This is a genomic window from Bifidobacterium jacchi (genome assembly GCF_009078285.1).
Lineage (GTDB): Bacteria > Actinomycetota > Actinomycetes > Actinomycetales > Bifidobacteriaceae > Bifidobacterium > Bifidobacterium jacchi.
This window is the reverse complement of the sequence record NZ_RQSP01000003.1, coordinates 79834-98145: the sequence shown is the minus strand read 5'-3', so window position 1 is coordinate 98145 and position 18312 is coordinate 79834. Positions and strand designations below refer to the sequence as shown.

The 18312-nt window shown below is 65.1% G+C and carries 12 protein-coding genes; 10 read left to right on the top strand and 2 right to left on the bottom strand.

All coding sequences use genetic code 11. The features are described from left to right. The first annotated feature begins 246 nt into the window (after positions 1 to 246). Positions 247 to 3876 (top strand): ATP-binding protein, encoded by a 3630-nt coding sequence (locus EHS19_RS01625; protein WP_151916040.1) that lies wholly within the window; start codon positions 247 to 249, stop codon positions 3874 to 3876. 187 nt (positions 3877 to 4063) lie between these two features. Continuing rightward, positions 4064 to 4732: a hypothetical protein gene (locus EHS19_RS01620; RefSeq protein ID WP_151916039.1), complete on the top strand. Its 669-nt coding sequence runs from the start codon at positions 4064 to 4066 to the stop codon at positions 4730 to 4732. 128 nt (positions 4733 to 4860) lie between these two features. Here EHS19_RS01620 and EHS19_RS01615 read toward each other — a convergent pair whose 3' ends face one another. Together EHS19_RS01615 and EHS19_RS01610 are read right to left on the bottom strand one after the other, a co-directional pair. Continuing rightward, positions 4861 to 5226 carry a phage holin family protein gene (locus EHS19_RS01615; RefSeq protein ID WP_151916038.1) on the bottom strand — a complete coding sequence of 122 codons (366 nt, stop codon included), beginning with the start codon at positions 5224 to 5226 and terminating at the stop codon, positions 4861 to 4863. Positions 5227 to 5347: 121 nt separating this feature from the next. After that, positions 5348 to 6307: an aldo/keto reductase gene (locus EHS19_RS01610; protein WP_151916037.1), complete on the bottom strand. Its 960-nt coding sequence runs from the start codon at positions 6305 to 6307 to the stop codon at positions 5348 to 5350. A gap of 367 nt (positions 6308 to 6674) precedes the next feature. Between EHS19_RS01610 and uvrA the strand changes: the two genes are divergently transcribed. The 8 genes from uvrA (at position 6675) to secG (ending at position 18246) form a co-directional block, all read left to right on the top strand. Next, positions 6675 to 9677: an excinuclease ABC subunit UvrA gene (uvrA, locus tag EHS19_RS01605; protein ID WP_151916036.1), complete on the top strand. Its 3003-nt coding sequence runs from the start codon at positions 6675 to 6677 to the stop codon at positions 9675 to 9677. 63 nt (positions 9678 to 9740) lie between these two features. Next, entirely contained in the window at positions 9741 to 12164 is a 2424-nt protein-coding gene (gene uvrC, locus EHS19_RS01600; protein WP_479680308.1) for an excinuclease ABC subunit UvrC, read from the top strand. A 28-nt stretch (positions 12165 to 12192) separates the two neighbouring features. Next, the gene (locus EHS19_RS01595) at positions 12193 to 13188 is read left to right on the top strand and encodes a shikimate dehydrogenase family protein (protein ID WP_151916034.1); all 996 of its coding nucleotides are present in this window, start codon (positions 12193 to 12195) and stop codon (positions 13186 to 13188) included. After that, the gene (gene rapZ, locus EHS19_RS01590; protein WP_151916033.1) at positions 13188 to 14108 is read left to right on the top strand and encodes an RNase adapter RapZ; all 921 of its coding nucleotides are present in this window, start codon (positions 13188 to 13190) and stop codon (positions 14106 to 14108) included. The genes EHS19_RS01595 and rapZ overlap by 1 nt, the downstream gene beginning before the upstream one ends. A gap of 214 nt (positions 14109 to 14322) precedes the next feature. After that, positions 14323 to 15270, top strand: a complete 948-nt coding sequence (whiA, locus tag EHS19_RS01585; protein WP_151916032.1) for a DNA-binding protein WhiA — start codon at positions 14323 to 14325, stop codon at positions 15268 to 15270. 325 nt (positions 15271 to 15595) lie between these two features. After that, positions 15596 to 16801: a phosphoglycerate kinase gene (locus EHS19_RS01580; protein ID WP_151916031.1), complete on the top strand. Its 1206-nt coding sequence runs from the start codon at positions 15596 to 15598 to the stop codon at positions 16799 to 16801. 247 nt (positions 16802 to 17048) lie between these two features. Next, on the top strand, positions 17049 to 17852 hold the full coding sequence (gene tpiA, locus EHS19_RS01575) for a triose-phosphate isomerase (protein ID WP_151916030.1): 804 nt from the start codon (positions 17049 to 17051) through the stop codon (positions 17850 to 17852). 145 nt (positions 17853 to 17997) lie between these two features. Beyond that, on the top strand, positions 17998 to 18246 hold the full coding sequence (gene secG / locus EHS19_RS01570) for a preprotein translocase subunit SecG (RefSeq protein ID WP_151916029.1): 249 nt from the start codon (positions 17998 to 18000) through the stop codon (positions 18244 to 18246). The last annotated feature ends 66 nt before the right edge of the window (positions 18247 to 18312 follow it).

Below are 18312 nucleotides of genomic sequence, written 5' to 3'. Positions count from 1 at the left end.
CGAGGCGGCCGACGATGCCGTTGCGGCCGGTGCTGGCACCGGTTCCGACACCGATTCTGACGCCGGTGTTGACGCCGATCCCGCGTATGAGATTCCCGACGAGACGCGATATGCGGAGCCGCTGTTCGCGGATGATCAGGATGCGTCGTCGGCGGGCATTGCGACGGGCCGCGCATCAACGGATCGAGCATCAACGCAACATGAATCGACGGACCGCGCACGGGTGAACGACGGACAGGGGGAGTGATGGCCGGACAGATGCAGATGATCGCCGACCGCTGGATGATGGAAAGCCGCCAGCTGGTCAACTGGGGATCCTATGAGGGCTACCACGTGTTCCGCCCGTCGATGGACAAGTCGCTGCCGGTGACGCTGCTCGCCGGCGCCAGCGAATCCGGCAAGTCAACGCTCGTGGACGCGCAGATCTCGCTGCTGTATCCGACCGGCACGCCGTTCAACAAGGCATCGAACTCGGGGCGTTCCGAACGCAGCGACTACACGTATCTGCTCGGCATGGTCGGCGTGGGCGACGACGGCGACGGCGAGCGTCCGATCTATCTGCGCGGTCGCGATGCGAACGGCGCGCCGCAGGCGGTCTGGGGCGCGATCGTCGACACGTATCGCAACCTCACCGACGGCGCCACGCTGTCGTGCGGCAAGTTCCTGTATCTCATGCCCGGCGACGAGCGCGGCGGTGTGCGCCGACAGTACGTGACATGGGATCGGACCATCGACCCGCGGACGATGGACGCCTACCGGGATGCGCCGTTCACGCCCACGCAGCTCAAGGCCGCCTACCCGCAGTGCCTCACCTTCGCGAGCGCCGAGGCGTTCCATGAGCACATCTGGTCGATCATGGGGCTGAGTGCCGAGGCGTGCCGTCTGCTGGCGAAGATCCAGTCGGCGGATGCGCCGTCGCGCCTGGACGACATCTTCAAACAGGGCGTGCTCGGCGTGCCGGAGGCGTTGGAGCTGGCCCGCGCCACGGTCGACGACTACGACCGCTATGCGCAGAATTTCCGTGCGATGCAGGACAAGGCGAATCGCATGGAGCGTCTGGAGAAGATCCGTGACGACTACGCCGCATACGAGCGTGCCGAGGGCCAGGTGAGGCGATTCGCGCCGGTCGATCCGTCCCTCGCCGATGGCGCGGCGACGATTCGGCGCTGGACGGTAGATCGCATGCGCGAGGAGGTCGCCGCACGCATGCCGGTGGATGCGAGCGAGCGCGACGCCCGTCTTGCCGACGAGCGGGCCGCGGATCGCAGAGCCCAGGAGCTGCGGTCGCGCATTGACGCCGTTCGTGAGCAGATGCACCATCTCGACGGCGGCAACCTGTCCCGTCTGGAATATGAGCTCGACGCCGCGCGCCGCGATGCGACGGAGGCCGAGCAGACCCGTGACCGCATCGCGCGCGGATACGAGGCGGTCGGCAGAACCATTCCCGTCGACGAGAAGGGTTGGGAGCAGGCGCGCATCGACGCGGTCGTGTTCACCGGTTCCTATGACAAGCGCCGCGACGAACTGGAGGATGCGCGCAATCAGGCGTTCGGCGAGCGGGCCGACGCGACCGAGACGCTGCGCGCGTTGGAACGCGACTATGAGCGTCAGCATGCGCGGCGCACGCGCATCTCGCAGCAGATGGACGAGACCAGGGCGATGCTGTGCCGTGCGACCGGTCTGAGCGCCGACGAGCTGCCGTATGCGGCCGAGATCATGGATGTGCGCGACAGCGAGGAGCCGTGGCGGCTTGCCATGAACGTCGTCTATGCGCCGATCGCGCAGACCATTCTCGTCGACAAGCGTCATGAGCGGGGCTTCGCCGCCAAGGTGAGCGCCATCGATCCGCATGCGATGGCGCGGCGCACATGGCAGTTCGTCGACACGACCCTCGACTACGGTGTCGCAGCCGCAGCTGATGCCGACTACGGCACCGATGCCGCTTCATCCGCTGGGTTCGCCGCGTCCGGTGGCAGCGATGACGAGGGTGCGCGCGAAGATGCGCGCGAGGGTGCATGGATGTCCGGAAAACTGCGTTTCCGCGACGATTCGCCGTTCGCCGGCTGGCTGCGCGCGCAGACCCGTTCCGAGCGGCTCGACGCGCGTTGCGTCGCAGCGATCGACGATGCGGACCGGACCGATCGGCAGGTGCAGCTCGACGGACAGATCAAATCGGGCAAACGCGGCCAGCATGGCGTCAAAGGGCGCCAGCAGATCATCGGATTCGTCAACGCGCGCTATCTCGACCTGCTGCGTCGGCAGATCGACGAGGCCAGAGCGAAGGCGGACGCGGCCGACAAGGCGTATGAGAACGTCCGGGCGGCCGGCGAACGGCTGCAGCGCGAGCGCGAACTCGCCGGTCAGATCGCCTACACGGCGTGGGAGCGCATCGATGCGACGGGGGCGCAGCGGCATGTGCGGCAGCTCGAATCGACGATCGCCTCGATCAGGGACAATCCGGAGCTCGCCGGTCTCGCCGACATGCAGACCGCGCTCGACGGCGAACTCGACAGGGCCCAGCGTCAGCGCGTCGAGGCGGGGCAGGCAGCGGCGGCCGCATCGGCCGCAGTCGAGGCCGCCCGGGCATGGCTGGACGCGCATCGCGAGACCGAGCCGCAGCCGGATCGCCGGCCGACGCCGCTTGACGACGATCTCGCCGAGGCGCTGTCGCAAAGCTACGAGCGCCGGTTCGCGGGATTCACCGACGCCGCGATGCGCGCCCACATGATTCTCGGCGCCGGTCAAGGCGCGGCGGATGGCGTGTCGGTCGACGACGCGTTCTGCGAGCGGGTCGTCAACGGCATCGGCGGCGACATGGCCGAACGCATCCATACGCTCGCCGACCGTGCGGATACGGCTCGAAGCGCGGTCGAGATCGCCATGGCCGACTACATCGACCGGTATGCGTCCGACGACGATGCGCTCACCGCCAGCGTGGACGACTACCGCTACTATCTCGACGAGCTCGACGGACTGTCGCGGCTTGTCGCCGTCACTGCCACCGATGAGGAATACCGGCGTTGCCTCGGCCAGCTGCTCATGAGCCTGCTGACCATCAAACGCGCCATCGACACGGATGCCGGCGACATCCGCGACCAGCTCGACCGCATCAACGCGATGCTCGACGGCCAGCAGTTCGGTCCGCGGCACGGCAGTCTGTCGCTGCATGCGGACGTGCGCAGACCCGACCGCGCGTTCTCGACCCAGCTGCAGCGCGTCATTGGCGCGCTCAACGGCTGGAAGGACGCGCAGAGCGCCGCTGCGGCGTTCGACCGCGCCGCCGCGCGGAAGACGTTCGCCGCATGCGCGCCGATGATCGAACTGCTGCGCCGCGAGCTCGCGCAGGTGAAGGACGTCAACGGCATCCGCAGCTATGGGGCGCGCGACCTCGACCCGCGCTGCCGCTCGTCGTTCTACGCGATCGTGCGCCACGCGGACGGCCCGGATGAACGCATCACCTCGACCGGCGGCCGTTCCGGCGGCGCGCTGCAGGAGCTGACGTCGTTCGTGTACGGCGCGGCGCTCATCTACCTGCTCGGCGGCGGCATGGAGCATCGGCTCAGGCCGAGCTATACGACGCTGTTCCTCGACGAGGCGCTCATCAAGGCCGACGGCCGCTACACGAAGCGTGCGCTCGGCGTGCTGCCGCGGCTGGGCTTCCAGGTGATCGTGTCCGCGCCCGAAAGCAAGACGGGGGAGATCCTCGAGGTGTCGACCAAGGCGTATGTGACGCGCAAGGATCCCCACACGGGGCTGACCTCGCTGCACGAGGCCACCTGGTCGGGGTATGATGCCGCGGTCGATGATGCCGATGATGCCGCCGATGATCCCGTCGGAGATGCCGCAGCTCAAACAGATGCCGGCGAGACGCGCTGACGAGGCGTGCCGGTGAGGCGTGTGCTGGATGCGTGTGCTGACGAGGCGAATGGACGATATGCGTCGAGAGGCGGATATGAACGGATAGTGGATGATGGCGGACCGGTGTTCCCATCTCAGGATTGCGGCGGTATAGTGGCCTTATCGTAACCGATGGCCGTATGACCCGTCAGAAAAGAGGAACGCCATGACGATGCCGCAGCAGCCGATGCCTCAGCAGCAGCCAAACCAGTATCCGCAGGGTGGAGCGCCGCAGCCGGCGTTCGCGCCGCAGGGGCAGCCGCAGCCCCAGCAGCCGCAGGCCGCCCCCGGCTACGGACAGCCCGGATACGGACAGCCGTACGGCGCGTATCCGAGCCAGCCGGGCTACCCGATGCAGCCCGGTTACGGCTACCCGGCCCAGCCGGTGCCGAATTTCCTTGACAAGCTCGACGTGCGCAAGTTCACCGACCTGTCGTTCATCCTCATGGTCGTGTTCATGGGCATTGATCTGCTCCAGGAGTTCCTTTCGCTGGTCGGCGTCGGCAATGCGAGCGGCAGCTACGATTGGCGCACCGGCGAATACCATGCCAACTTCGGCTACCTGCTGCTCGGATTCCGTCCCTGGTGGTATCTGACGATCGCGCTGGCAGTGTTCCTGATCGGTCTGACGCTGGTCAAGAACGCCCCGTCATGGTTCAGGATGACGCTGTTCGCACTGCTCGTCGCCGGTGCCGGCGTAAAGGTGCTGTGCAGCCTGCTCACGCTGTTTTCGGTCTACGGCACGTTCCTCAACGTGCTCGTCTTTCTTGCCGATGCCGCTCTGGTCGGTGGCGCGGTCATCCTGCTCGTCGTGTGGAAGCAGCCGCGTCGGTGATCGGATGATCGCTGCCGGCCACACATGCTGAATATGGAAAAGCCCCGGTTCGACGGGGCTTTTCCATATCCGACGACCATCCGATGCCATCCGATTTCAGGCGGGATTGCTCGTTGTATTCGTGTTGGCTATTCGTTGATGACCGAGCTGACGATGCCCGAGACGATCGTCATGATCAGCGAACCAAGCACCGACCACCAGAACCCGTGGATGATCACGCCCACCGAGAACAGTCCCATCGCCAGCCACGACGACAACCGCATGAACAGCCAGTTGATGATCAGAGCGAACAGGCCGAAGCTGAGGATCGAGATCGGCAGGGCAAGCAGATGCACGACCGGTTTGATCGACGCATTGATAAGCGCCATGAACAGCGAAAACGCGGCGATGCCGAGGATCGGCGGCTCGCCGACCGCCTCCATGCCGGGCAGAATCGCGACCATGACACCCGCCGCGATCGTCAGTACCAGCCAACGTGAAATGAAATGACTCATGATTCCGATTATCGCAGCGGGAATGTCAACGAACGGTGATTATGCCCGGGGTGATTGTCAAGGCGGTTTCCGGGGTGATCACCCCGCAACGGGACAGCCGCTCCTACCGCTCCTACCGCTCCTACCTGGTGAACGGCTCGGATGCCTTGTCAAGCGCGGCGATCTCGTCGGCGGACAGATCGAGCGACACCGAATCAAGCAGTGCGGGCAGCTGCTCGGGCGTGCGGGCGGAGGCGATCGGGCCGGCGACCTGCGGACGGTGACGCAGCCAGGCCAGCGCCACGGTGGCGATCGCCGTGCCGTGCGCCTTGGCCACCGCGTCAAGCGCGTCGACGAGCGCGAAGCCGTCGGCGGTCAGATAGTCGGCGACCATGCCCTGACGCGCCTTGCCCTCGGCATCGGCCGCGGAACGATACTTGCCGGTCAGGAAGCCGGCGGCCAGTGAGAAGTAGGGGAACACTGCGAGGTTCTCGCGTGCGGCCACCGGGGCGAGCGTGCGCTCGTAGTTGCCGCGGGTCACGAGGTTGTAGTGCGGCTCCAGCGCCACCGGCAGCGCGTAGCCGTGCTCGCGGGCGATGGAGAGCCACTCCTCGATGCGGTCGGCCGTGTAGTTCGACAGACCGATCGCGCGGATCTTGCCGGCCTTGACCAGTTCGTCGAATGCGGCGGCGGTCTCCTCGAGCGGCGTCCTCTTGTCGTCGAAGTGGGCGTAGTACAGATCGATCGTATCGATGCCCAGACGCAGCAGCGACTCGTTCGCGGCGGCGATCACGTTGTCGTGCGACAGGCCCTTGTACTGCGGATGCTCGCTCACCTTGGTGGCGATGACCACATCGTCGCGGTTGGACCGCACGGCCAGCCAGCGGCCGAGGATGATCTCGGACTCGCCTCCCGCGTTCCCCGGCGCCCACGCCGAATACACGTCGGCGGTGTCGATGAAGTTGCCGCCCGCCTCGACGTACTCGTCCAGCACCCTGCGGCTGGTCGCCTCGTCGCTGGTCCAGCCGAACGTGTTGCCGCCCAGTACCAGCGGGAACACCTCCAGATCGCTGTCGCCGACCTTCACGCGCTGATCGCTCATTGTCGAATCCTTTCCTGAGTCTATGCGTTTCCTGCGATGGCAGTCAGGGGGATGCTTCCGGCCGACGGGCGCGGAGCCGCTCTCGATGCCATGGCCGAGCCGCCGACGGAGTCTCCTCGGCATCATTGTCACGCGGCGATGTCCGCCCGCGCGATGCGATTCCGCTGACGGCTGAGAATACGGGCGGAAGTTGAACCGATGTGCGCGCGACTGGCGGGTGCATGGACGCACGAAACACGCCGATCGAACACTTGTTCGCAATCTGTCGTATGATCGGGTATCCTAGGGCACGGATTTCCAGGGCATGGATTCGGCGAAAGCGCGGAAGCGCGGAGATACGGCAGCAAGCGGTGGAAGGCGGTTGACTATGGCGACGAGACGTTCGGCGACGGTCGGTAAAGGCGGCAAAAGCGGCGACGTGACGGTGGAGCGCGTGATGACCAGCGACGCGTTCCTGTCGCGCGAGATCGCCAAGGCGCCGATGCTGCGCACCGACGGTTCGCTGGTGGCCGACATATCACGCATTCCCAACGACCTCAAGATCACCATTCAGGGAGCCAGGGAGCACAACCTGAAGAACGTGAACCTCGCCATCCCGCGAAACCGCATGGTCGTATTCACGGGCCTTTCGGGTTCCGGCAAGTCGTCTCTGGCGTTCGACACCCTGTTCGCCGAAGGGCAGCGGCGGTACGTGGAGTCGCTGTCGGCGTATGCGCGGCAGTTCCTCGGGCAGATGGACAAGCCCGATGTGGACTTCATCGAAGGTCTCAGCCCGGCGGTGTCCATCGATCAGAAGACCACCAACCGCAACCCCCGCTCGACGGTCGGCACGATCACCGAGATCTACGATTATCTGCGACTGCTGTTCGCCCGCACCGGCGAGCCGCACTGTCCGGTGTGCGGGGCGCCCGTCAGCGCGCAGACCCCGCAGCAGATGGTCGACGCGCTGCTGCGCAACCCCGAGCGGACGCGGTTCCAGATCCTCGCCCCGGTGGTGCGCGGGCGCAAGGGCGAATTCGAGGATCTGATCGAGCTGCTGCGCGGCGACGGCTACGCCCGCGCGCTCATCGACGGCCAGATGGTGCAGCTGAGCGACGACATCAAGCTGGCCAAGCAGAAGAAGCATACGATCGAGGTGGTCGTGGACCGTCTCGTCGTCAAGGACGGCATTCGCCAGAGGCTCACCGACTCGATCGAGACGGCGCTGAAGCTCGCCAAGGGCATCATCGTCATCGACTACGTGGACCGTGACGAAAAGGACCCGGATCGGCGTCAGCCGTTCTCCGAGAAGCGCGCCTGCCCGAACGGCCACCAGCTCGAACTCGACGAGATCGAGCCGCGCACGTTCTCCTTCAACGCCCCGTACGGCGCGTGCCCGGACTGCACGGGCATCGGCTACTCGCTGGAGATCGATCCGGAGCTGGTCATTCCAGATCCGTCCAAGACGCTCAACGAGGGCGCCATCGAACCGTGGGGGCTGACCAAGGGCACGGGGGAGTACTATCGCCATGTGCTCGAAGGCCTCGGCGAGGAGATGGGCTTCGATCTTGACACGCCTTGGGAGCAGCTGCCCGAGGACGTGCGCCATGCCATCATGTACGGACGCGATTTCAAGGTGAGGGTCTCCTATCGCAACCGCTGGGGTCGTATGAGGGAGTACTCCACGGGTTTCGAGGGCGTGGTGCGCACGCTGATGCGCCGCCATGACGAGACCGACTCCGAGCAGATGAAGCAGTATTACGAGTCCTACATGCGAGAGGTGCCCTGCCAGACGTGCAAGGGGCGGCGCCTGCGCCCCGAGGTGCTGGCGGTCACCGTGGACGGGCGGTCGATCGCCGACGTGTGCGACATGCCGGCCGAGCAGAGCCTGGCATGGGTGAACGCTCTGGAGCTCACCGGTTCGGCCGCGCGTATCGCCGGCGAGGTGCTCAAGGAGATTCGCGCCCGTCTCGGATTCCTCAACGACGTCGGACTCAACTATCTGACGCTCTCACGGGCGGCGAAGACGCTCTCCGGCGGCGAGGCCCAGCGCATCAGGCTCGCCACGCAGATCGGCTCCGGTCTCGTCGGCGTCATGTACGTGCTCGACGAGCCGTCCATCGGACTGCACCAGCGCGACAACGAACGGCTCATCGAAACGCTGCATCATCTGCGCGACCTCGGCAACACGCTGATCGTGGTCGAACACGATCAGGAGACCATCGAGAAGGCCGACTGGCTGGTCGACATCGGACCGGGAGCCGGCGAACACGGCGGCGAGGTCGTGTACTCGGGCCCCGCGTCGCACCTGGTCGAGGCACCCCGTTCGATCACCGGCGACTACATCGCCGGCCGTCGCCGGATCGCCGTGCCGGAGCATCGCCGCAAGACCGACAGGACCAGACAGCTCAAGGTGGTCGGCGCGCGCGAGAACAACCTGAGGAATCTCACGGTGAACTTCCCTCTCGGCGTGATGACCGTCGTCACCGGCGTCTCCGGGTCGGGCAAATCCACGCTCGTCAACCAGATCCTCTATCCGGTCCTCGCCGACAGACTCAACGGGGCGCGCATCGTGCCCGGCAAGCATACCAGGGTCGAGGGCGTCGACCAGTGCGACAAGGTCATCCACGTCGATCAGAATCCCATCGGACGCACGCCACGCTCCAACCCCGCCACCTACACGGGCGTATGGGACAAGATCCGCACACTGTTCGCCAAGACCCCCGAGGCGCAGGTGCGCGGCTATGGTCCGGGGCGGTTCTCGTTCAACGTCAAGGGCGGCCGTTGCGAGGCGTGCCACGGCGACGGCACGCTCAAGATCGAAATGAACTTCCTTCCAGACGTGTACGTCGAATGCGAGCAGTGCCATGGGCGTCGCTACAACCGGGAGACACTGGAGGTCAAGTACAACGGCAAGTCGGTCTCCGACGTGCTGGACATGCCCATCGAGGAGGCGGCGCGGTTCTTCAAGGCGTATCCCTCGATCGCACGCTATCTGGACACGCTCGTCGAGGTGGGACTCGGCTACATTCGCCTTGGACAGCCGGCCCCGACCCTCTCGGGCGGCGAATCGCAGCGCGTCAAGCTCGCCACCGAACTGCAGCGTCGCTCCACCGGCAGAACCGTGTACATCCTCGACGAGCCCACGACCGGACTGCATTTCGAGGACGTGCGCAAGCTGCTGCTTGTGCTGCAGGGACTTGTAGACAAAGGCAACACCGTCATCGTCATCGAACACAACCTCGATGTGGTCAAGTCGGCGGACTGGATCATCGATCTGGGTCCCGAAGGCGGAGACGGCGGCGGCACGATCGTCACCGAAGGCACACCGGAACAGGTGGCGCGATGCCAGCAATCCTGGACCGGACGCTTCCTCAAGCCCATGCTGTGAGCCGCCATGACCAACGACATCGAACGACACGCGCCGGACGTATGGCGAGCCACGGCGAATGCTATGCAGCGGGACGCCCTCGCCGAACCCGCATCGCACGGCATCGACATCGCCGCGGGCGTGAACCGCAACGGCGCTCCCCTCCTGGGGGACACGCGAGACCTGTTCCGGCCGAAAAGCGGCGACATTCCAGCCCAGCCAGGCGTCTACAAGTGGCGCGACGGCGAGCGGCGCGTGATCTATGTCGGCAAGGCGAAGAACCTGCGCAACCGCCTGTCCAACTACTTCCAGCCGCTCTACCTGCTGCATCCGCGCACCCAGACGATGGTGCTCACCGCCCGGAGCCTCGAATGGACGGTGGTGGGCACCGAGCTTGAGGCCCTGACGCTCGAATACACATGGATCAAGGAGTTCGATCCGCGATTCAACGTGCAGTTCCGCGACGACAAGACCTACCCGTATCTTGCGGTGTCGGCGGGGGAGACCTATCCGCGCGTCTGGGTGACCAGAAGCCGCAAACGCCGCGACGCCCGATACTTCGGCCCCTACGCCAAGGTATGGGAGCTGCGCAAATCGCTCGACCGGCTGCTTCGCGCCTTCCCGGTGCGCAGCTGCGCCGATTCGGCGTTCCGCAAGGCTCAGCTCACCGGGCGCCCCTGTCTGCTCGCATCCATCGGAAAATGCTCGGCGCCATGCGTCGGCCGCATCGACCCCAAGGAGCACCGCCGGATGTGCGAACGACTCGTCGGCGTGATGACCGGCCGGCTCGGCAGATCCTACGTCGCCCAGCTCACCCGGGAGATGAAGCAGGCCAGCGCCGAACTGGAATTCGAGAAGGCCGCCCGTCTGCGTGACGAGATACAGATGCTCGGCACGGTCATGGAGCAGAACGCCGTCGTGTTCGACCAGGACGTCGACGCCGACGTGTTCGGCATGGCCAGCGACGAGCTGGAGGCCTCCATCCACGCGTTCATCGTACGAGACGGCTCCATTCGCGGAGAACGCAACTGGAGCGTCGACAGGGTCGACGACATCGACGATGCCGAGCTCATCGCCGAGCTCATCGTGCAGGTGTACGCGGACGCGGTCGACGACATGCGGTCGACGACCCCGGCATCCGGCAGACCCGAAGCGCTGAGCGGACTGGAGGAGAAGCGCGACGCGATCGGCAGCACTCAGTCGCTCACCGCGACGGACAGCACCTCACGCGCCCAGGCCACGAGAGAACGACACGAACGGCAGGAACAGACCGGACGAGTGGACCTGCTCGTCCCGGTCGCGCCCGTGCCGCGCGAGGTCATCGTTCCGGTCGCCCCGGCGAGAACCGACGAGCTTGAGACCTGGCTATCCGGACTGCGCGGTGCCGCGGTCACCATACGCGTAGCCAGCCGCGGCGAAAAGAAGGCCCTCATGGACCGAGCCGAACAGAACGCCGGACAGGCGCTGCAGCGCAGCAAGATGAGCAGAATCAGCGACATGGGCGCCCGCTCCGACGCCATGAACGACGTCGCACATGCGCTCGGCCTGCGACAGGCGCCGCTGCGCATCGAATGCTACGACATCTCCAACACGATCGGAGGCGCATTCCAGGTCGCATCCATGGTCGTGTTCGAGGACGCCATCGCCAAGAAATCCGAATACCGCCGCTTCGCCATCCGCGGCAAGGACGGCAACGGCGCATTGGACGATCTGGGCGCACTGTACGAGACCCTGACGAGACGATTCCGACACGGCAACATCGCAGGCGACACCGGCGACAGCATGGACAACGAACGCCGCGCCAACGCAATGAACACCAACGCAATGAACACCAGCGCCATGGAATCCAGCGCCATGGAAGACGGAACCGGAAGCTCCGGAGGCTCCGGCGGCGAAACGGAACCCGCCGCCGCGACCGACGCCGTGGTCCAGCAGAACACCGACCGGCACCGCTTCGCCTACAAGCCCAATCTCATCGTCGTGGACGGCGGCCGCCCGCAGGTGCTCGCCGCGGCACGGGCGCTTGCCGACTGCGGCGTCGACGATGTGGCGCTGTGCGGTCTCGCCAAGCGGCTTGAAGAGGTATGGATACCGGACGACGACTATCCGATCATCCTCAAGCGCCAATCCGCCGGCATGTATCTGCTGCAGCGCGTGCGTGACGAATCCCACCGATTCGCGATCACCTACCATCGCCAGACACGTCGCAAAGGCGCGCTGCGATCGGCTTTGGACGCCATTCCGGGCATCGGCGAGACCTATCAGAAACGCCTGCTTGCGCATTTCGGCTCCGTGCGCGCCATGCGCGAGGCCGGCGTCGAGGAACTCGAACAGGTCAAAGGCATCGGGCACGCCAAGGCCGAAGCCGTCTACGCGGCGCTGCATCCGGCGCAGACGCAGTCCGACACCGATGCGGATGCCCGGAATGGTGCCGCGAGTGGTTTCAGGAATGGCTCCAAGAATGATGCCGGTAATGGCGACGCGAGGCCCAGCGTGGGCGTACGCTAGGATGGAAGAGCAAACGTAAGGAGGGGACATGGGTCGGATCGCTCATCGCTGCGCCGTCCTCGGCAAGCCGATCGCGCACTCGCTGTCGCCGGTGCTGCACATGGCCGCATATCGCGCTCTTGGATTGGACGACTGGCACTACGACCGCCATGAGGTCGGCGAGGCCGATCTGGGCGGGTTCCTCGCAGGCCTTGACCCCACGTGGCGTGGGCTGAGCCTGACCATGCCGCTCAAAAGAACCATCCAGCCCTATGGAACGCCGTCCAACCTGTGGGCCCGAGAGCTGAGGGTCGCCAACACGGCGGTGCTTGACTGGCCGCAATCCCAGGCGACTCTCGCGAATGCCTCACCGATGCCGGACGTCAAGCCGACGATACGTCTCTACAATACGGACGTCATCGGCATCCAGCTCGCCTTCGACCACGCCGAGCGCGTCAACGGTCTGCACGTCGAAGGGGATCGCAGCGGATGCGCGTTGGTGATCGGCAACGGCAACACCGCCGCATCGGCCGTGGCGGCATGCACGATGATGCCGCATGTCGGCCACATCATCGTGGCGGCGCGCCATCCGCAGGGCAATCCTGAGCTCAAACCGCTCGCCGAACGATTCCTGAAACGCCCCGATGCGCTTGACGTGATCGATCTCAACGATTCTCATGCGCTGCTGCGCGCGTTCGGCGAGGCCTGTGCCGTCATCAGCACCATTCCCGGCCATGCGGCCGATCCGGTGGCGCAACTGCTGGAGGAAAGCTCCGTGCGTCCATCCGACGGGCAGTCCACCCTTCTCGACGTGGTCTACGATCCGCGGCCAAGCGCGCTGATGCGGGCGTGGCGCTCCAAGGGCGGCATCGCGATCGGCGGCGAGGAGATGCTGCTGTATCAGGCGCTGATCCAGGTGCTGCTCATGACCGGCATCTGGGACGGCGATCCGCCCAGCGACGCCGACAGTCGTCTTCAGAACACGACCGTGGACGACGATCATGTGGAGATTGCGATGAGACGCGCTCTCGAGGAGGCGCTGTAATGCCCATGCCAGTGAGAAACGTGCTCCGCCCGCATCCCGACGACGGCTTCGAGGTGCTGCTGATCACCGGCATGTCCGGTGCCGGCAGATCGCATGCCGCCGACAGCGTCGAGGACATGGGCTGGTATGTCGTCGACAATCTGCCGCCCAAGCTGCTCATCCCGCTTGTCGACATGATGACCAACGCGGGAGGCGACGGCAAGGGCGTGCATCGGCTCGCCGCCGTCATCGACGTGCGGTCGCGCGAGTACTTCGACGATCTGTCGGCAGTGCTCAGCCATCTCGACGATCTTGGGGTGCGCACGCGGATCCTCTTCCTCGATGCGTCAGACGGCGTGCTCGTCAAACGATACGAGTCCGTGCGCCGTCCGCATCCCCTCCAGCGCGGGGGTCGCCTCATCGACGGCATCCACGAGGAGCGCGAGCTGCTGGCCAATCTCAAGGAGCGGGCGGACGTGGTCATCGACACCTCGTCGCTGAGCATCCATCAGCTGTCGACCAAGCTCTACGAGGCGATGCTCGGCTCCGGCCCGAAGACCGTCTCCGTGCACATCTTCAGCTTCGGATTCAAATACGGCATGCCGCTGGATGCCGACTTCGTGGCGGATGTCAGGTTCCTTCCCAACCCGTACTGGGTGCCCGAGCTTCGTGAGCTGACGGGCGAGGACAAGCCGGTCGCCGATTACGTGCTGTCCAGCGAGGGTGCGACGGAGTTCCTGGATTCCTATACGCGGGCGGTGGTCACTGCGATTCGCGGGTATGCCAAGGAGGACAAGCATTTCGTGACGATCGCCATCGGATGCACCGGCGGGCAGCATCGATCGGTGGCGATGAGCCATGCGCTGGCGGATCGTCTGCGGGCGCGGGGATTGGACGTGACCGTATCCGCTCGGGAACTCAATCGACGTCGTCAGCAGTAGTCTGAGGCTGGTGCCGGCCGGTGCCGTTGCAGGCCCCGATGCGCCCCTGCCCACCATGGTGACCACATGGCGAGATGTGGCATGGGCTCCGTCCACTCGATGCGATTGAGTTGTCCAAGTGGTTCGGTAACACAGTAAGCCGATGCACGCGGAGCGTGAGCTCGGCGGCTACTGGTGAAGCCATTGAGAAGAACGGGACATAGGAGGTTGGCTCTTGGCTCTTCTGGATGATGTCAAAAGCGAACTTGCCACTATCGATAGCGAACTGCCTGCCGCCCAGAAGGCTCAGGCCACCGCGATGATCCGCTTCGGCGGAGGACTTCGTCTGGTGCAGCGTCAGATCATCGTACAGGCCCAGTTCGATTCGTTGGATGCCGCGAAATGGCTCCAGACCAGCATCAAGACGCTGTACGGGCATGATGCCACTCTCACGCAGGTGGCTCGCCAGACCCCCACCGGCATGGTGCAGCGCTATCTGGTGCACGTCGAACGCGGAGGTGCCGCGCTCGCCCTGCAGACAGGCCTGCTGGATCGACGCAAGATGCTGGTCAAGGGACTTCCCTCCGAGATCATCAACGGCAACATCGCCCAGGTCAAGGCCGCGTGCCGTGGCGCGTTTCTGGCGCACGGCAGTCTTTCCGATCCCGGCAAGGCCAGTTATCTGGAGATCGTGTGCCCCTGCAACGAGGCGGCTCTTGCACTGGTGTGCATGGCGAGGCGTCTCGGTGTGACGGCCAAGCATCGGCAGGTGCGCAGCTCGGAGCGCATCACCCTCAAGGACCCCGATGCGATCGAACGCATGCTGCTGATCATAGGCGCGACGCGCACCGCCCACGAGTGGACGGGCAAGCGCTCCGACGGCGAGGCGCGCGGCAAGGCGAACCGACTGGCGAACTTCGACGATGCGAACATGCGCCGCAGCGCCAAGGCCGCTGCGGAGGCCGGGGACAAGGTGCGCAAGGCGTTCGAGATCCTCGGCGACGACATTCCCGAGAATCTGCGCGCCGCCGGACAGCTCCGACTCGATCACGCCGATGCCAGCCTCGAGGAGCTTGGCCGTCTCGCTGATCCGCCGATCACCAAGGATGCCATCGCAGGCCGCATCCGACGGCTGCTGCAGCTGGCCGACAAGACGGTCAAGGCGCGCGGCCAGCAGGCGTGAACGCGCGCTCCGACAGCTGGGCCGCGCGCTCTGACAGCTGGATCGTGCGCTCCGTTTGTGAACGGGCCGCACGCAGACGATGGCAACGACTTCCCGCAAGGAGGGCGCCTTGCATGAGAGGCTATCCGCAATGGTCACGAGGGCGCATGATGCCAGTGCATGATGCTATTGCATGACGGCAGTGCATGCATGCAACGGCGAAATGTGATCGTGGAACCGTGGTTTGTTCGTCAGCAACGGTATCATTGCCAATGGCGTATCATCGTCACCGCTTTTCCCCGGCTGCCGGCCTTCCGTCTGCGGTCGGGCTCAGGAAAGGATATTCATGAAGACACTCAAGGATCTCGGCGATCTCAAGGGCAAGCGCGTACTCATGCGCGCCGATTTCAACGTTCCGCTGGACGGCACCACGATCACCGATGACGGCCGTATCAAGGCCGCTCTGCCCACCATCAATGCTCTGCGCGAACAGGGCGCGAAGGTCATTCTCATGGCCCACCTCGGCCGTCCGAAGGGCAAGGTCGTTCCTGAGCTGTCGCTGGCTCCGGTCGCAGTGCGTCTCGGCGAGCTGCTCGGCGCTGATGTGAAGCTGGCCAAGGACACCTATGGCGAGGATGCGCAGGCCAAGGTCGCCGCGATGAACGACGGCGATGTCGTCCTGCTCGAGAATGTGCGCTTCAACCCGGAGGAGACCAGCAAGGATCCCGCCGTGCGTGCTCCGTATGCCAAGAAGCTCGCCGCTCTCGGCGAGGTGTTCGTCTCCGACGGCTTCGGCGTGGTCCACCGCGCCCAGGGCTCCGACTACGACGTGGCCGCCGATCTGCCGGCCGCCGCTGGCCTGCTCGTCGAGAAGGAGGTCAAGGCGCTGTCGCGCGCCACCGAGAACCCGGAGCGTCCGTTCACCGTCGTGCTCGGCGGCTCCAAGGTCTCCGACAAGCTCGGCGTCATCGAGAATCTGCTCGACAAGGCCAACCGTCTGGTCATCGGCGGCGGCATGGTGTTCACCTTCCTCAAGGCCAAGGGCTACGAGGTCGGCACCTCCCTGCTCGAGGAGGATCAGCTCGACAAGGTCAAGGGCTACATCGAAACCGCCGAGAAGAACGGCGTCGAGCTGGTGCTTCCGACCGATATCGTCGTGAACGCCGGATTCCCGGCGGGCGACACCCCGGTCGCGCCGGAGGTCGTCGCGGCCGACGCCATCCCGGCCGACAAGATGGGCCTCGACATCGGCCCGGAGTCCCAGAAGCTGTTCCACGACAAGATCGTCGACTCCAAGACCGTCGTGTGGAACGGCCCGATGGGCGTGTTCGAGGTCGCCGCGTTCGCTGACGGCACGCGCGCCGTCGCACAGGGCCTGGTCGACGCGACCAAGGCCGGTGCGTTCACCATCGTCGGCGGTGGCGACTCCGCCTCCGCGGTGCGCAACCTCGGCTTCCCCGAGGACGGCTTCTCGCACATCTCCACCGGTGGCGGCGCCTCCCTCGAGTTCCTTGAGGGCAAGGAGCTTCCGGGTCTGAAGGTGCTCGAGTAGTCCTAGAGATCGTCCGTTATTCGTGGCATGACGAAGGCTCCTTTCGCGGGGCCTTCGTCATGCCACGAATGGTTATGCGGGTTTGCATCCGGCTCGACGGTGCCGGTGCGAGCATTTGCGAACAACGGTGAGATTCGCGCTGCGGTTCGCCGAGCGGAGACCGCGCGAAGACGTGTCATGACCGTGACGCGCGTCTGATACGTTGCTACTATACGTTGCTGATACATGCGGACGAGGGGAGGTTTCCATGGCATCCACACGAATCCCGCTGGTGGCGGGCAATTGGAAGATGAACTTCGACCATCTTGAGGCCACGTACTTCGTGCAGAAGCTGGTGTGGCTGCTTCGTGACGCACGGTTCGACTATCGGCGCTGCGAGATCGCGCTGCTGCCGTCCTTCACCTCTATTCGCAGCGTGCAGGTGCTGGTGGAGGCGGACCGGCTGAAGATCCGCTACGGCGCGCAGGCGGTGTCCACCACGACGCAGGGCGCCTTCACCGGCGATGTCTCCGCCGATATGCTGGCGGCGCTCGGCTGCTCCTATGTCATCGTCGGGCATTCCGAACGGCGGCGCTATCATCCCGAGGATGATGCGAACATCGTCGATCAGGTTCGCGCGGTGCTCTCCGCCGGCATGCAGCCCATTCTGTGCGTCGGCGAAAGCTTCGAGGAACGCCGGCAGGGCATCGAGCTCGATTTCGCGGTCGGCCAGGTCCATGACGTCACGCGCGACCTGTCCCGCGAACAGGCTGCGCGACTCGTCATCGCCTATGAGCCGGTGTGGGCCATAGGCTCGGGCATGGTCGCCACGCCGGATTCCGCGCAGGACGCCGCCAAGGCTATCCGCGATGATCTCGCGTCCTCGTTCGACCGTCAGGTGGCCGACGAGGTGCGCATCCTCTACGGTGGTTCCGTGTCGTCGAAGAACGCCGTCGAGCTGATCGGCGAGACGGACGTCGACGGGTTCCTGATCGGAGGCGCGGCTCTCGACGCCGACGAGCTTGCGCGCATCGCCCGCCTGACGCTCAAGGCCACATCGGGACGCGGCTGAACGAGTTTCGTGAGCGGCCGGTGAGTGCTTTAGGCATGTTTGGGCATGTTTTGACATGCTGCGGCGTGTTGCGGCGCGGCATGCGCCTGTTTTTCAATGCCCTGCGCTATTGTTGTGGCAGTATACGCATATTGGAGGTTCACCCGTGACCATTGTCAAGATCGTTCTTGAAGTCATCGTCGTCATCGCCAGCATCCTGCTGACGCTGCTTATTCTCATGCATAAGGGCAAGGGCGGCGGCCTTTCCGACATGTTCGGCGGTGGCCTTACGCAGAACGCCGGCACCTCCGGCGTCGCCGAAAAGAACCTGAACCGTTGGACCGTCATCATCGCCCTGATCTGGGTCGCGATCATCATCGCGCTTGGTCTGATGACCAAGTTCAACATCGGCTGATAGATTTCGCATTCATCCGCGATTCGATTCTTTCGCGGTTCGTAGGCGTTGCCGAGAGAACGACTG

Excerpts from the sequence above, each read along its gene's own strand:
- EHS19_RS01625 (WP_151916040.1), top strand. The coding sequence starts at position 247 with ATGGCCGGACAGATGCAGATGATCGCCGACCGCTGGATGATGGAAAGC.
- EHS19_RS01620 (WP_151916039.1), top strand. The coding sequence starts at position 4,064 with ATGACGATGCCGCAGCAGCCGATGCCTCAGCAGCAGCCAAACCAGTAT.
- EHS19_RS01615 (WP_151916038.1), bottom strand. The coding sequence starts at position 5,226 with ATGAGTCATTTCATTTCACGTTGGCTGGTACTGACGATCGCGGCGGGT.
- EHS19_RS01610 (WP_151916037.1), bottom strand. The coding sequence starts at position 6,307 with ATGAGCGATCAGCGCGTGAAGGTCGGCGACAGCGATCTGGAGGTGTTC.
- uvrA (WP_151916036.1), top strand. The coding sequence starts at position 6,675 with ATGGCGACGAGACGTTCGGCGACGGTCGGTAAAGGCGGCAAAAGCGGC.
- uvrC (WP_479680308.1), top strand. The coding sequence starts at position 9,741 with ATGCAGCGGGACGCCCTCGCCGAACCCGCATCGCACGGCATCGACATC.
- EHS19_RS01595 (WP_151916034.1), top strand. The coding sequence starts at position 12,193 with ATGGGTCGGATCGCTCATCGCTGCGCCGTCCTCGGCAAGCCGATCGCG.
- rapZ (WP_151916033.1), top strand. The coding sequence starts at position 13,188 with ATGCCCATGCCAGTGAGAAACGTGCTCCGCCCGCATCCCGACGACGGC.
- EHS19_RS01580 (WP_151916031.1), top strand. The coding sequence starts at position 15,596 with ATGAAGACACTCAAGGATCTCGGCGATCTCAAGGGCAAGCGCGTACTC.
- tpiA (WP_151916030.1), top strand. The coding sequence starts at position 17,049 with ATGGCATCCACACGAATCCCGCTGGTGGCGGGCAATTGGAAGATGAAC.